The 15,136-nt window shown below is 69.8% G+C and carries 11 protein-coding genes; 4 read left to right on the top strand and 7 right to left on the bottom strand.

Going from position 1 to position 15,136, the window contains the following annotated elements; translation table 11 throughout:
• Positions 1 to 53 precede the first annotated feature (53 nt).
• Genes ACZ4WQ_RS18700 through ACZ4WQ_RS18685 form a run of 4 tightly spaced genes read right to left on the bottom strand, consistent with a single transcriptional unit; the run spans position 54 to position 4,760 of the window.
• Entirely contained in the window at positions 54 to 1,631 is a 1,578-nt protein-coding gene (locus ACZ4WQ_RS18700) for a glycoside hydrolase family 3 protein (protein ID WP_398371263.1), read from the bottom strand.
• A gap of 8 nt (positions 1,632 to 1,639) precedes the next feature.
• Entirely contained in the window at positions 1,640 to 2,470 is an 831-nt protein-coding gene (locus ACZ4WQ_RS18695) for a carbohydrate ABC transporter permease (RefSeq protein ID WP_311729801.1), read from the bottom strand.
• Positions 2,467 to 3,483, bottom strand: coding sequence for a carbohydrate ABC transporter permease (locus ACZ4WQ_RS18690; protein ID WP_398371260.1), 1,017 nt, complete (start codon positions 3,481 to 3,483; stop codon positions 2,467 to 2,469). Before ACZ4WQ_RS18690 ends, ACZ4WQ_RS18695 begins: the two co-directional genes overlap by 4 nt.
• Positions 3,484 to 3,488: 5 nt before the next feature.
• Positions 3,489 to 4,760, bottom strand: coding sequence for an extracellular solute-binding protein (locus ACZ4WQ_RS18685; RefSeq protein WP_398371258.1), 1,272 nt, complete (start codon positions 4,758 to 4,760; stop codon positions 3,489 to 3,491).
• Positions 4,761 to 4,999: 239 nt separating this feature from the next.
• On the opposite strand from ACZ4WQ_RS18685, the gene ACZ4WQ_RS18680 reads away from it, so the two are divergent.
• From ACZ4WQ_RS18680 to mctP, 3 genes are all read left to right on the top strand, one after another.
• On the top strand, positions 5,000 to 5,827 hold the full coding sequence (locus tag ACZ4WQ_RS18680) for a GntR family transcriptional regulator (RefSeq protein WP_385343414.1): 828 nt from the start codon (positions 5,000 to 5,002) through the stop codon (positions 5,825 to 5,827).
• Positions 5,828 to 6,028: 201 nt separating this feature from the next.
• Complete coding sequence (locus tag ACZ4WQ_RS18675) at positions 6,029 to 6,310, top strand: DUF3311 domain-containing protein (RefSeq protein WP_398371256.1); 282 nt, start codon at positions 6,029 to 6,031, stop codon at positions 6,308 to 6,310.
• Complete coding sequence (mctP, locus tag ACZ4WQ_RS18670; protein ID WP_361183280.1) at positions 6,307 to 7,941, top strand: monocarboxylate uptake permease MctP; 1,635 nt, start codon at positions 6,307 to 6,309, stop codon at positions 7,939 to 7,941. Before ACZ4WQ_RS18675 ends, mctP begins: the two co-directional genes overlap by 4 nt.
• Positions 7,942 to 8,008: 67 nt before the next feature.
• Here the strand turns inward: mctP and ACZ4WQ_RS18665 are convergent, their stop codons facing one another.
• Positions 8,009 to 8,692, bottom strand: coding sequence for a TetR/AcrR family transcriptional regulator (locus ACZ4WQ_RS18665; protein WP_385343360.1), 684 nt, complete (start codon positions 8,690 to 8,692; stop codon positions 8,009 to 8,011).
• A gap of 96 nt (positions 8,693 to 8,788) precedes the next feature.
• On the opposite strand from ACZ4WQ_RS18665, the gene ACZ4WQ_RS18660 reads away from it, so the two are divergent.
• Positions 8,789 to 10,324, top strand: coding sequence for a DHA2 family efflux MFS transporter permease subunit (locus tag ACZ4WQ_RS18660; RefSeq protein WP_398371253.1), 1,536 nt, complete (start codon positions 8,789 to 8,791; stop codon positions 10,322 to 10,324).
• A 92-nt stretch (positions 10,325 to 10,416) separates the two neighbouring features.
• Here ACZ4WQ_RS18660 and ACZ4WQ_RS18655 read toward each other — a convergent pair whose 3' ends face one another.
• Both ACZ4WQ_RS18655 and ACZ4WQ_RS18650 read right to left on the bottom strand, forming a co-directional pair.
• A complete protein-coding gene (locus tag ACZ4WQ_RS18655) occupies positions 10,417 to 14,427 on the bottom strand; it encodes a GDSL-type esterase/lipase family protein (RefSeq protein ID WP_398371251.1) in 4,011 nt (1,336 codons plus the stop codon).
• Positions 14,428 to 14,508: 81 nt separating this feature from the next.
• Positions 14,509 to 15,024 carry a hypothetical protein gene (locus ACZ4WQ_RS18650; RefSeq protein WP_385343369.1) on the bottom strand — a complete coding sequence of 172 codons (516 nt, stop codon included), beginning with the start codon at positions 15,022 to 15,024 and terminating at the stop codon, positions 14,509 to 14,511.
• Positions 15,025 to 15,136 lie beyond the last annotated feature (112 nt).

Raw genomic sequence — 15,136 nt, 5'->3', positions numbered from 1 at the left:
CAGTGTGCTGTGCTGTGCCGGGCCCGCGGTGCGGGTCCGGCTGGGCGGTGGTGTCATCGCCCGGCCACGCCGCCGGTGATGACCTCCGCGGCGGCCACCCCGCAGACCCGGGCGGCGCCGTGAGTCGCGATGTGCAGCGCCCCGGTCGGCGGCGCCTGGGGCACGCCCATCTCGACGACGACCGTGTCCGGCCGGGCGGCGAGCAGGGTGTCCAGGGCACCGGCCATCCAGGGGTGGCGGTGGACATCGCGTACCACTGCGACGATCCTACGATCCGCCGCCTCGCCGAGTACATTTGCGATCAATGCGGGCGCACCCTCCGCAGCCTCAGCAGCCTCCGCAGCCTCAGCAGCCTCGACGTCCTGCCGTCCGTAGGTGGCCGTGCCGGTGCCCGGGAGCAGCCGGGCCAGTTCGGCGGCGACGCCCCAGGGAGTCTCGTCGCCGACGGCGATGTTGGCCACCGGGGTGAAGGCGGCGACGAACACCGGGCCGGCGGGCGGCTCGTAGGGCCGCTCGCCGCGGGTGATCCGCAGCGCCCGGCGGGCCGCGCGCAGCCCCGCCTCGGGGGCGGGTGCGATCCCCTGCGCCGCACCCGGCCCCCCGGCGTGGCGCGCCCAGTCGCCCAGGGCGCGTACCCGGGCCGCGGCGTCGGCGAGCCGCTCCTCCGGCAGCTCCCCCGCCCGTACGGCGGCCACCAGCGCGTCGCGCAGCCGCAGCACGGTGTCCTCGTCGGAGAGCCCGCCGCCGACGCAGATCGCGTCGGCGCCCGCGGCGATGGCGAGCGCGCTGCCGCGCTCGATGCCGTAGGCGGCGGAGATGGCCCGCATCTCCATGCCGTCGGTGACGATGAGCCCCTCGAAGCCGAGGCCGCCCTCGGTGGCGGGGGCGCGCAGCAGGCCGTGCAGGGCGGCCGGGCTGAGAGTGGCGGGGAGGGTCGGGTCGAGCGCGGGCAGCAGGATGTGGGCGCTCATCACGGCCTTGGTGCCGGCGGCCACGGCGGCCCGGAAAGGGACCAGTTCGCGGGCGGCCAGGGTGTCGAGATCGGCGTCGATGCGCGGCAGGGCGTGGTGGGAGTCGATGGCGGTGTCGCCGTGCCCGGGGAAGTGTTTGGTGCAGGCGGCGACCCCGGCGCCCTGGAGGCCCCGGACGTACGCGGCGGTGTGGCGGGCCACGAGCCCCGGGTCGGCGCCGAAGGCGCGTACGCCGATGACCGGGTTGTCGGGGTTGGAGTTGACGTCGGCGGACGGCGCCCAGTCGAGGTTCACTCCGCACTCGGCGAGCCGGCGGCCCAGCTCCCGGGCCACGGCCTCGGTGAGGGCGGTGTCGTCGACGGCGCCGAGCGCCAGGTTGCCGGGGAAGGAGGAGCCGGTGCGCACCTCCATCCGGGTGACGTCGCCGCCCTCCTCGTCGATGGCGACGAGGACGTCGTCGCGCTCCGCCCGCAGCTGGGCGGTGAGGGCGGCGAGCTGCTCGGACGAGACGACGTTGCGGCCGAAGATGCCGACGGAGCCGAGCCCTTCGCCGAGCCGCCGCAGCAGCCAGTCGGGGGCGGTGGTGCCGGCGAAGCCGGGCTGGAGTACGGCCAGGGCGTCCCTGGTGAGGGTGGCCGAGCCGCGGGCGAAGGTCGTCATGCGAGGGATCATCCCTTCACAGCGCCGGAAGTGAGACCACCGACCGCCTTGCGTTGCAGGAAGAGGAACAGGAGGAGGATGGGGAGGGCGAAGAGCGAGGCGGCGGCCATGGTGGCGCCCCAGTCGTCGCCGAAGTTGCTCTGGAAGCTGGACAGCCACAGCGGCAGCGTCTGGGCCTCGGCGTCCTTGTTCAGGATGAGCACGAGCGGGAACTCGTTCCAGGCCGTGATGAAGCCGAACAGCGAGGTGGCCATCAGGCCGGGCGCCAGCAGCGGGAAGATCACCCGGGTGAACGCCTGCGGCCGGGTGCAGCCGTCGACCATCGCCGACTCCTCCAGCTCCTTGGGCACGGCGGCGACATAGGAGCGGAGGGTGAGGACGGTGAAGGGCAGCACCATGACCATGTAGAAGAGGGTCAGCGGCACCAGGCTGTTCAGCATCTCGCCATCGCGGACGATCATGTAGATCGCGATGACCATGACCTCCCAGGGCGCCATCTGGGCGATCATGAAGGTCACCAGGAAGCCGCGCCGCCCCTTGAAGCGCATCCGGGCCAGGGCGAAGGACGCCAGGAGCGCGATCACCAGGGAGAGCGCCACCGCCGAGACGGTCACGGTGAGGGAGTTGCCCACCAGGGTCCAGAAGTTCTCGGCGTCGATGGCCGTCCCGAAGTGCTCGAAGGTGGCGTCGGCCGGGAACCAGACCGGGTCCTCGGAGATGATGTCCGAGGTGGGCTTGAGGGCCGTGCTGAACATCCAGTAGACGGGGAACACGAAGGCGACGAAGAGGACGACCGCCGTCGCATTGGGCCACAGCCGCCCGGCCAGCGAGCGTTTCACAGCTCGTCCTCCTCCTGCTTGAGCACGATCCGAAGGTAGTAGGAGGTCAGGGCCAGCAGGACGAGGATGGTCAGCAGCGAGATCGCGGCTCCCATGCCGTAGTGCTGGTTGCCCACGCCCTCGATGAACGCGTAGACGGGAAGGGTCTCGGTGAGCCGCTCCGGGCCGCCCTCGTTGATCGCGAAGACCTGGGCGAACGACTTGAAGACCCAGATCACTTCGAGGAAGGTCGTGGCGAACAGGAACGGCTTGAGGAAGGGCAGGGTCACGGAGGTGAAGCCGCGCCAGGCCCCGGCGCCGTCCAGCGCGGCCGCCTCGTACAGCTCCTGGGGGATCGTCGTGGTCGCGGCGTAGAGGTTGATCGCCACGAAGGGGATCGACTGCCAGACGATGAGCACAGTGATGACGAAGAAGGTCGAGAACTGGCTGCCGGTCCAGTTGTAGTCGGCCATCGAGTGCCAGCCGAGCTTGTCCAGGACCCAGTTGACCACCCCGAAGCGCGACGCGAAGAGCCACTGGAAGACGGTGGTGGCCGCGATCACCGGCATCGCCCAGGCGAGGACGAGGCCGGTCGACAGCAGCAGCCTCATCTTCTTGCCGAGCCGGGCCAGCAGCAGCCCGATCAGCGTCCCGAGCACCATGATCAGTACGACGTTGACGGCCGTGAAGACCACCGATCTGAGGGTGACCCGCCAGAAGTCCTCGCTGGTCAGCGCCTCGCGGTAGTTGTCGACGCCGTTCCACTCGGTGAGGTGCTGGATCAGCTGCCGCATATTGAGGTTCTGGAACGACAGCATGCCGTTCTTCACCATCGGCCAGCCCAGCAGCACCACGGTGACGGCCAGCGCGGGCAGGAGCAGCAGATAGGGCGCGGTGCCGGTGAGCCGGCCGCGCCGCCCCCGGGGCGCTCCGCCGCCCGTGCGCGTACGGCCCGGCGGCGCTCCGCGCCCGGGGGCCCCGGCCGCCGTCGGGCGGCCGGGGCCGGGGCCCTTGCGTGTGGTCGCTACAGCCATGGCCGTTACTGCTCCTGGCTGAGGCGCTTGTTCATCTCGTCCTCGACCGACTTGGCCGCTTCCGCGGGCGACTTACCCCGGAGCACAGCGGTCATATAGGTCTTGATCGGGTTGGGGGCGTTCTCCACCGGGGCCCACTCGGGGATCAGCGGGGTGGTGCCGCCGCCCGCGGCGGCGGGTGCCGCGGCCTCGGCCGCCGCGTTGCCCTTGAGCTGGGACTGGAGCGACTCCTTGTTGGGGATCACGCCGCCTTCCTTCGCCAGCTGCCCCTCGTGGGTGTCCGACAGTGCGATCTTCAGGAACTCCTTGGCCAGTTCCTGCTTCTTGCTGCCCGCCGCGACCGCGAGGTTGGAGCCGCCGAGGAAGACGCCCTCCGGCTTGTCCGCGGTCTCCCCCGGGATGGTGAAGTAGCCGATGTCCTGCTCGATCTTCGGGTTGGCCTTGATCGCGGTCGCCGCCTCCCAGCCCATTCCGATGAAGGCGCCGGTCTTGCCCTTGGCGAAGACCTCGGCCTGCTGCGGGGTGGCCTCGTCCTTGTCCTTGGGGGCCTCACTGAAGGACTGGTACTGCTTGTAGATGTCCATGGCCTTGGCGACCTTGGCGTCGGCGAGGTTGGAGACCCACGTGTCGCCTTCCTTCCTGACGAGGTCGGCGCCGGTTCCGATGGTCAGCCCGTCGAAGAAGTACCAGTTCTGGCCCGGCAGATAGATCGGCTCGGCGTCCGTCTTCTTCTTGATCGCGTCAAGGTCCTGGAAGAACTCGGACCGGGTCTTGGGGGTGTCCTTGATCCCGGCCTTGGCCCAGATCTTCTTGTTGTAGAGCACCACCCGGTTGGCCGCGTACCACGGGGCGGCGTACTGCTTGCCGTCGTAGACCGCGGACTTGTTGAGCGACTCGGCCCAGTCGGCGCCGATCGACTCCTTCAGGTCGGTCAGCTCGGCCAGACCGCCGGTCCGGGCGTAGGCGGGGGTCTGGGTATTACCGATCTCGATCACGTCCGGCGGGTCGGACTCCGAGAGCGCGGTGGTCACCTTCTGCTGAATGCCGTTCCACTGCTGGACTTCCAGCTTCAGCTTGGCGCCCGTCTTCTTCTCGAACGCCGCCTTGACGTCCTTGGTCCAGCCGTCGGGGGTGGATCCGTCCATCGCCCATACGGTGAGCGTCTCGCCCTTGAAGCCGTCCGCCCCTGTCTTCTCGTCGTCATCGCCGGACCCGCAGGCCGCGACGGTCACCAGCATTGCCGCGACGCCCGTCGCCGCTATCAGCCCACGCTTCACAGCACACTCCCCAAAGGACCGGAAGACAGGTTTAATGGTTTAGACCAGTGCCCGCAGCTTGGCCTAGACCTTTTGGGGTGTCAAGGTGCCCAAGAGCCGCCGTAGGCTCCGTTATCGGACCGACACCTGACGACATCCGGGCGCAGCAGTCGTCCGAGGCCAGGGCCGTGCCACGATGTGAGCCGCTGAAAACGGAGGAGCCGGTGACGGCAGCAGATCAGGAGTCGGAAGGGCGCGCGATGGACACCGAGGGGGCAACGGCGACGGCCGGCACGGCCACGGCGGCTACGACGGCCACATCGGCCACGGCCGAGAGCGCCAACAGCTCCGGCAGCAGCTCCGGTGGGACGCGCACCGCGCGCGTGCCCAAGTACTACCGGCTCAAGCGGCACTTGCTGGAGATCACCGAAACCCTGCCGCCCGGCACCCCGGTCCCCCCCGAGCGCACCCTCGCCGCCGAGTTCGACACCTCCCGCACCACCGTGCGCCAGGCCCTCCAGGAACTGGTCGTCGAGGGACGCCTGGAGCGGATCCAGGGCAAGGGCACCTTCGTGGCCAAGCCCAAGGTCTCCCAGGCCCTCCAGCTGACCTCGTACACCGAGGACATGAAGGCCCAGGGCCTGGAACCCACCTCCCAGCTCCTGGACATCGGCTATGTGACCGCCGACGACCGGCTCGCCGGGCTCCTGGACATCGCGACCGGCGGCCGGGTACTGCGCATCGAGCGGCTGCGGCTGGCCAGCGGCGAGCCCATGGCCATCGAGACCACCCACCTGTCCGCGAAGCGCTTCCCCGCGCTGCGCCGCAGCCTGGTCAAGTACTCCTCGCTCTACACCGCCCTGGCCGAGGTGTACGACATCCACCTCGCGGAGGCCGAGGAGACCATCGAGACCTCGCTGGCCACCCCGCGCGAGGCCGGGCTGCTGGGCACGGACGTCGGGCTGCCGATGCTGATGCTCTCGCGCCACTCGCTGGACGCGGCCGGCGAGCCGGTGGAGTGGGTGCGGTCGGTCTACCGGGGGGACCGCTACAAGTTCGTGGCCCGGCTACAGCGGCCGAACGGCTGAGCCCACGCCGATCGGCTGAGCCTCCGTCATCCGAGTCGCCTCCGACGCCCTTTCTTTCCCATACCGATATACGGACGGGTAGTGACGTCCGCCCGGCCTCTGGCTTAGATTTCCTGCGCATTAAGCAAACGATCAGTCTGTATACACAGGTGCTCAGCGCAGGTGCTCAGCCACGGGACGGACGGGACGGAGCAACCGCCAATGTCAGGAACATCCGAAACACAAGGCAGGAGACCGGTCATCACGCCCTCGCGCGTCGTGGTCGGTCTGTGCCTGGTCGCCCCCTTCGTGGCGTTGCTGTGGGTCGACTCGTACGCCAAGGTCGAGCCCACCTTCATCGGCATCCCGTTCTTCTACTGGTACCAGATGCTCTGGGTGCCCGTCTCAGCCGTGCTGACGGCGGTCGCGTATGCGCTGGTCCGCCGTGAGAAGCGGGCGCTGCGCGAGGCGGAGCGGGCGCAGAAGGGAGGTGCGGCGGAATGAAGAACGACGTGAACGGCGTCGCGCTCGGCGTCTTCATCTTCTTCTTCCTGGCCGTCACGGTCATGGGATTCATGGCCGCGCGCTGGCGGGCGGCCGAGAACGCCAACAACCTCGACGAGTGGGGCCTGGGCGGCCGCAGCTTCGGCACCTGGGTCACCTGGTTCCTGCTCGGTGGCGACCTCTACACCGCGTACACCTTCGTGGCCGTCCCGGCGGCCATCTACGCAGCGGGCGCGTCCGGCTTCTTCGCGGTCCCGTACACCATCCTGGTGTATCCGCTGATCTTCCTCTTCCTGCCCCGGCTCTGGTCGGTGTCGCACAAGCACGGGTACGTCACCACCTCGGACTTCGTCCGCGGCCGCTTCGGCTCCAAGAGCCTGTCGCTGGCCGTCGCGGTCACCGGCATCCTCGCCACCATGCCGTACATCGCCCTCCAACTCGTCGGCATCCAGGCGGTGCTGGACGTGATGGGCGTGGGCGGCGGCGAGAACACCAACTGGTTCATCAAGGACCTGCCGCTGCTGATCGCCTTCGGCGTGCTCGCCGCGTACACCTACTCCTCGGGTCTGCGCGCCCCCGCCCTGATCGCGTTCGTCAAGGACACGCTGATCTACATCGTCATCGTGGTGGCGATCATCTACATCCCGATCAAGCTGGGCGGCTTCGACGACATCTTCTCCAAGGCGGGCGCCTGGCTCTCCAGCGACAACCCGAAGACCGGGGCGCCGCGCGGCGCCCTGGCCCCCGGGGAGAAGGCGCAGTGGGCCTACGCCACCCTGGCCGTCGGCTCGGCGCTCGCGCTGTTCATGTATCCGCACTCGATCACCGCGACGCTCTCCAGCCGCAGCCGCGAGGTGATCCGCCGCAACACCACGATCCTGCCGCTCTACTCCCTGATGCTGGGCCTGCTGGCGCTGCTCGGCTTCATGGCGATCGCGGCGGGCGTGAAGGTGGACAACAACCAGCTCGCCATCCCGCAGCTGTTCGAGGACATGTTCCCGGACTGGTTCGCCGGCGTCGCCTTCGCCGCCATCGGCATCGGCGCGCTGGTCCCGGCGGCGATCATGTCCATCGCGGCGGCGAACCTCTTCACCCGCAACATCTACAAGGACTTCCTGCGGCCGAACGCCACGCCCGAGCAGGAGACCAAGGTCTCCAAGCTGGTCTCGCTGCTGGTCAAGGTCGGCGCGCTGGTCTTCGTCCTCGGCATGGACAAGTCCGTCGCGATCAACTTCCAGCTGCTGGGCGGCGTCTGGATCCTCCAGACCTTCCCGGCCCTGGTGGGCGGCCTGTTCACCCGCTGGTTCCACCGCTGGGCGCTGCTGGCCGGCTGGGCGGTCGGCATGGTCTACGGCACGATGGCGGCGTACGGCGTGGCCACCCCCACCCAGAAGCACTTCGGCGGCAGCCAGAAGGAGATCCCCGGGATCGGCGAGATCGGCTACATCGGCTTCACGGCCTTTGTGCTCAACGCCGCCGTGGTGGTCGTCCTCACCCTCGTCCTGCGCGCCGTGAAGGCCCCGGACGGCGTCGACGAGACGACGGCCGCCGACTACAAGGCGGACGCGGGCGACCCGGGCGTCAAGGCGGACCTCCCCCCGGCCACGGCCGGCACCTCCGGCGGCCACTGAGCCACACCTGACGGGCCGCCGTCCTCCCTGGTGGGGGGATGGCGGTCCGTTCGCATGCGTACGGCTGTCAGCGCTCGTCGCCGGTGGTGGGCGGCGCGTGAAACGCCGCGGTCAGGAAGGTGACCAGCCGCCCGGCGTCGTCATCCCCCGGCGCCGCGCCCTCGGCCGCGTCGCCCGGGTGCAGATCGCCCAGAGCGCTCGACTGATGCAGGCCCAGCAGGCCGACCATGGCGCGGAAGCGGAACGCCACCTCCGCCGCGGACAGCTGAGGCAGCGCCGCCCGCAGCGCGTCGAGGTACCGCCCCTCCACCGGGCCGACCTCCGTGGCGAAGAGACGCCGGATCGCGGGGTCGGGCTCGGCCATCACCCGCCCCAGGAACCGGGCGACCGACGCGCCCCGCTCCCCGCTGCGCTCCACGAGCCGCGCGCCCGTCATGACGAAGGCGCGCACCAGCTCCGCCACTCCGGGCCGCCCGTCACCGGCGGCCCCCAACTCCTCCAGCAGGCGCAGGCGCTCGCCGTTGACCTCGGCCATGGCGCGCTCGACGACCGCGCGCAGCAGCCCCTCCTTGGATCCGAAGTGGTAGTTGACCGCGGCCACATTGGCCTCGGCCGCGACCGTCACCGTGCGGAGCGAGGTGGCGGCGAAGCCGTGCTCGCCGAACAGCCGCTCGGCGGCGTCGAGAAGCCGGTCCCGGGTCGGGGCGGGACGGGACGGGGGCGCGGCGGTGGGCTGCTTGGGCTCGCTCATCGCCACCGAGTTTAAACGAACGCTTGATTCAAGCAAGCCACTCATGCTCCACTTGAAACAGTCGTTTGAAACGCTCGCTTAAACGGAGTGATCGCCATGCAGCAGTCCACGGCCCCGCCGACCGCACCGCCACACCCCGGCGCCGCCCGCCGGACAGCCGTCCTGGTGGTGATGTGCCTGGCCCTCGCCGTCGTGGTCGGCATGCTCGCCTCGCTCCTGGTGGCCGTGCCCGACATCGCCCGCGACCTGCGGGCCACCGAGTCCGAGCTGCAATGGATCATGAACGCGTACGGCGTGGCCTTCGCCGGCCTGCTGCTCCTGGGCGGCGCCCTCGGCGACCGCTACGGGCGCAAGGGCGTCCTGCTCGTGGGCCTCGCCCTCTTCGCGCTGTCCTCGGGCGCCGTCGTCTGGACCGACGAGGTGACGCTGGTGATCGGCCTGCGCGGCCTGGCGGGCGTGGGCGCCGCCCTGGTCATGCCGATGACCCTGTCGATCATCACCCATGTCTTCCCGCCCGAGGAGCGCGGCCGCGCCGTCGGCATCTGGTCCGGCGTCAGCTTCGGTTCCGGCCTGCTCGCCGTACTGCTGGCCGGCGGCCTCCTGGAGGCGTACTCCTGGCGCTCGGTGTTCCTGACGAACGCCGTACTCGCCGCCCTCGCCCTCGCCGTCGCCGCCGCGATCGCCCCGGCCTCGAAGCAGACGGAGTCGGCGCGGCTCGATGTCGTGGGCGCCCTGCTGTCGGTGATCGGCATCGGGGCGCTGGTCTTCGGCATCGTGGAGGGCCCGGAACTGGGCTGGTCCGACGGCTCGGTGATCACGGGCTTCGCCCTGGGCGCCGTCGGCCTCGCGGCCTTCGTCGGCTGGGAGCTGCGGACCGCGCACCCGCTGCTGGACGTACGGGTCTTCCGGCTGCCGGGCGTCTCGGCGGGCTCGCTCATCATCACGGCCGAGTCGATCGCCATGTTCGGCTTCTTCTTCCTCGGCCTCCAGTACCTCCAGCAGATCCTCGGCTACTCCCCCATCCGCTCCGGGCTCGCCCTGGTCTCCATGGCCCTCGGCGCGATCCTGTTCTCCCCGGTCGCCCCCGGATTCGCCAAGCGGTACGGGATGCGCGCCGTGATGGGTCTCGGCATGGCCCTGATCGCCGCCGGGCTCGGCGTCCTGGCCGCGACGGTCGACGGCGGCGGCCTCTGGCCCTTCCTCGCCAGCACCACCCTCCTCGGCGCGGGCATCGCCTTCGCCGCGACCCCCGCCACCGAGGCCATCGTCGCCGCGCTGCCGCCCGAGAAGCAGGGCGTCGCCTCCGCACTCAACGACCTCACCCGCGAACTGGGCGGAGTTCTCGGCATCGCCGTCCTGGGCAGCGTCTTCAACTCCACCTACCGCTCCGACATCGCCGACACGGCCCACGGCCTGCCCGCCGAGGCGGCGGATGCCACCCGGGACTCCCTGGCCGGCGCCCTGCGCGCCGCCACCGAACTGGACGACCGCACCGGAGCCCGGCTGACCGACGCCGCCCGCGAGGCGTTCAACAGCGGCATGGCCAACGCACTGCTCGGCGGCATCGCGGTCGTCGCGCTGGGCGCGGTCGCGGCGGTGGCGCTGCTGTCGCGGCGCGCGGACCGCGGCTGAGCGCCACCCCGACCGTCGCGATCAGGCGGCGATACACGGGGCCACCGCCCCCTGGGGAGCGGTGGCCCGTTCGCGTGGTGTCGGCGTCGTCGTTACGCGCTTCCCATCTGCCTCAGTGTCTTCTCCAGGGCATCCGCATACAGCCGGGCTCCTTCGATCTTCGGGTGGAAGGACTGCGCGGACGTACCGGCCTTGATGGGGCCCCACTCCCACAGCGGGTCGTCACCGGGGGTCAGGTCCGTCACGACGCCATGGATGGTCTCCGGGTCGTCGCAGACGCCCTTGCCGGAGAACTCCTCTGCGGGGTCGGCGAATGTCACGTCCACCCCGGCGGCCCTGGCGTCCGCGGCGGCCTCGGTCATGACGTCGGTCAACACGCCGCCCATCTCGTTGAACCACCGCACCTCCGCGTCGCTGAAGAAGGACCCATCGGCAATGCACCGCCCGTAGTCCGACTCCGAGAACAGCAGCGGATATCCCATCAGGACGATCCGCGCGTTGGGCGCCTTCTCCTTGATCGCGCCCAGCGCTTCGGTGATCTTGGGGGTGACCTGGCTCCGCATGTACTTCGGCTGAGCGAGCTCCAGGCGCTCGCTGTCGTCATCCATCGTCTCCAGGTGGCAATCCGGCCGCATGGCGCAGAACGAGACGATGTCGGCGAAGCGCGCGTCGTTGCCGCCGATCGACAGAGTCACCAGCGTGGTGTTCTGGTCCAGGTAGCCCTGGTCGAGCTGGGCGAGCTCGCCGTACCCGCCCTTGTTCCCGGGCAGCAGGTTGTGCGTCTTGGCGCCGGAGCAGGCGGTCATGTGGAAGTCCAGGGACGGGTCCCAGTTGGCGACCCGCTCCCCGACGCTGGTGCTGTTGCCCGGCAGCGCCGCCTGGCGCGACCAGGCCTTGCGGGAACGGTGGCAGGCGCTGCGCAGCTTGCCTTGGTCACCACCCCAGTCGGTCTCCCGGTAGTAGTCGCCGCCACCGCCGGCGGAGGCTCCCTCGCCGGACGAGTACGAGTCGCCCATCGCCACGACGAAGTCGTCCGGCTTCTCCGACAGCGGCTGGAAGGCGACGGCGTCCCAGGCGACGTCCTCGCTGCCGTCGCCGTCCTGCGCATCGGTGGACAGTGACACCTGGGGCGTGCCGGTGAACCGGAACACCCCCAGCTCCACCCATCTGTTCTCCATGGTGCGCTGCGGCACCACCCGGACCGGGCTGGTGGAGTCGGTGCCCCTGATGATGTAGCGCGCCTGGCGGGTGTGCGCGCCGTGGTCCGGGATGTGCGCCATCACCCGGGCCCACCCGCCGAGTTGCCGATCCAGCGTCCAGGTGCCGGTGGTGGACAGGCGCCGGCCGTCCGTGTCCCCCGGGTCCCGGGTGTCGCGGGTGTGGGAGAACCAGAAGTGGTTGCCATAGCCGGCGCCGATCTGATGGGTGTCGATCTTGCCGGGATACTGCCCCCCGTCGTTGGCGAAGGTGAACTCGAATGTGCCGCGCGAGGCGATTCCCGAGCATTGCCGTGGTGCCGATCCCGCGTAGGCGGCGCCGTTCGGCAGGTCGTCCACGATCAGCGAGCCGGTCGGCAGGCCGCTGATGCAGCGTGGCGGGTAGGAGTTCTCGTCGGGCTGTTCCGGGTAGTCGCTGTTGTTGAACCGGTGAATCGCGTTGCCACAGGCCGCGCTGGAGCACAGTTTCCACCGGGCGGGTTTGTTCCACCAGCAGTACAGATCCTCGCGCTCACAGGCCCCGAGGCCCGGTTCGTTCGCGTCCTCGGGCCCGATCAGGCTCGGGTCACACTCGTTCGAGGCATCGCAGAACAGGTCCACCGGGGGTTTGACCGTGGAGCGGTCCGCAGGCAGGCTCCACCACGCCGCGCGGTAGCCGGGCTGCATGTCACCGGGCTTGAACAGCGCGGAGATCGGCCGGGCGGCCCAGCCGAGGACCTTCTCCTGGTAGGGCCAGTCCTGGGGATGCGCCGCGTGTGAGTAGTCGTCACCGCCGCTCTCGCCTTCCAGGAACGGGAGCCGGTTGGCCTTCCACAGGGGATTCGCGGGGTTGTTGGTCCAGCCCACACCCCACTTGCCCTTGTTCTCACCGGCGTCCGCCTGCGGGTAGAAGCCGGAATTGTAGGCCCACAGGGCGAAGAACCAGCTCTCCAGATACCTCGGGCTGCCCTCCGCGATGATCAGGCCGGCGCCGCGGGTCTGGTTCCACTTCTCGGCCAGGATGTCCGCGCCCGCGGCGATGTTCGCGGTGTAGTCCAGGGCGACGGCCTCCTGCTGGGTCTCGCTGAGGGTCGGCTGGCCGTGGCCCGGCAGCCGCATGCCGTCGGTGACCTGGGTGATGCCGTAGCCGCAGTCCGCCTCCGCCCAGTCGACGCGCCACGGGTCGACCTCGGTGCCGTCGGAGCCGTACGCGATGCCGTAGTAGTTCCCGATCAGCGGGTTGGACGTGACACCCGGCACGGCGAAGCGGGTGGCCTGCCACATGTTGGACTCCTGCGCGGTGATGCCGAGCAGGATCTGCGCCGGGATGTGCCACTGTTCCTCGTCGCGGTCCACCTTGCCGTTGGGGTCACCGGACAGCACCCGCAGCGGGAACAGAGCCTGCGGCCGGTAGGCGGCCATCCCGGTGTTCTTCCAGTTCGCCGGGCGGCTGATCCACTTGTCCAGGCCGTTGATCACAGCCTGGTCGACGGCCCACTCGACCTGCCGCGGCGTCGGCTGGAAGGCCTGCTTGCGGACGTCACCGCGCGGCACCGAGCAGGTCCGCTCCGACTCGACCGGGTCGTGGGGGTCGGCGGCGGCCTTGACGCCTTGCGGGACGGCCAGAGCGGGAGAGGTTCGCCGTCCCAGCGACATCCACCGTTCGGCCACGGGCGAGGCGCCGGGCACCGAACCGAGCCGCACTTCCTTCCCCGTGCCCGGAACCGTGATGTCGATGGTGACGGTACGTTCGGTCAGGGCTTCTTCGGAGCGGATACGGGAGCCCTTACCGGCCGCCCATCGGGATGCCACGGCCGCGCGGCCGCGCGTGCTGACCTTTGTCTCCTTGAGAAGGCCACCGGGATTGTGCACATGTACGGGAGCCTTGCCCCGGCTGGTGGCCTTCCCGGTGACGAACACCTCTCCGGAGGCGGAACCGGTGAGATCCAGCGCGGTCAGCTCACCGGAGGCCACCAGTCTCGGCTCGGGCTCCGTCCCGCCGCGGCCGGCCGCATCGATGGCCCCGGCGGCCACATGTCGGACGTGTCCGAAGGTCTTTCCCGTCTTCGCCTCGCGACCGGCCCGGTCCAGGTAGCTGATGCCGTCGGCGGCGTCCTTGGTGATCTGGAACGGTATGCCGGCGGTGTCGGCGATCTTCGTCCGCTTCCCCCGCTTGTCGATCTTCACCAGACGGGTTCCGTCCGCGGCGACGATCTCGTCCTTGTCGTAGGGGATGGCGGAGGTGATCTGCCCCTTGGCCTCCAGCGGCTTGAGGGCCCTGCCCGCCGCGGCGTCGACGGTGATCAGACGGGTGGCGTTCTCGGCCATGCCGTCATCGGTGAGCTGGGACAGCACCGCCCGCTCGCCATGACCACAGCCCGGCGAGAAGTACGCCAGCGACGACTGCACCGGCAGCTTGGTGACCTTCCCGCTGCCGAGGTCGACGACAGCGGTGAACGCGCCCCTGCTCATCAACTCGGGCTTGTTGGTGAAGGTGCGCGGCGCATAGGCGACGACCGCGCGGGTGCCGGATTCCGTCACGCAGGCGTTTCCGATCCAGGCGTCGGTGTCGAATCCGGGCTCGGAGAGCGTGGCGGCGGTCTTCCAGCGGTAGCCGCCCTTGGCCTCCGCCACCAGAACGTGGAAGCCGGTGGCGTCCCCGGACGTGGTCCACGCCCGGTCACCGGATGTTCGGTAACCCTCACCCAGGACGGCGGCGCGCTCATCGGGCTCGACCGCGTCGGCAAGCGACTGTCCCGGGACCTGCTTGTCGGCCTCGTGGACTGAGGACGACGACGCCTCGTCGGCTCGCACCGCCGGTGCCTGAAGCAGACCGGCGGCCAGCGCGACGGCCAGTGCTCCCGTCCCCCAGAGCGGAGTGGTACGTAATCCGTGCCGGTGTTTCATCCCTGCCCCTTTCCGGGCGAAAAAGCTCGACACCGCCCTCCGGCGCCGGTGCGACCGGAGGACGCTGCCGGGGATTGCCCGTCAGTTACACGAACCCGCCACCCTCACGGCGTCGATGAGGGCCGTGCCGGAGCTCTGGGAGTTCTTCATGATCGCGGTGACCCTGGCGCACTGCGGGTATTTCCATTGAGTGCCCGTGTACACCGGGCCCGCGTACTGGCTGAAGTTTCCTTCGTCCGTGTCGCAGGGAGGATTGTCGGTCTTGTTGTCACACACCTTGAGCTTCATGTATTTCGTGCTGCCGGTGTTGTTGTCGAAGATTTGGCACCCGCGCCACGAACTCCCCGCGCCGGCTTTCAAGTAGAGAAAGAGCGTTCCCAGTCTCCAGTCCGTTTCGGGAAGCTGATCGGCGTCGGAGAGCTCATAGCCCGAGCCGCACAGCGTGGCCGCAGCCTGGACCGCCTGCGGGTCCTCAGCGGCTATCCTTCGGGTCTCTTCGTCCGCCTGGGGCGCGACCAAATCGACGACGGAGGCCGTCTCGGCGGCGGATGCCTGCGGAGCGGTGAAGCCGAGCGCCGCGAGCGCGGCAGTGGCCACGGCAACTCGTATGGTGGCTCCTGGGGAAATGGACATACGTGTCCCCTCGTTGTCTGCGTGTGGATTTCCCGGGGGTAAGTTTTCCGCGGCTGAGATGCTCGAAATCCCGAGG

Source organism: Streptomyces sp. NPDC028305, from assembly GCF_055569495.1.
This window is presented reverse-complemented; position numbering and strand designations above follow the sequence as displayed.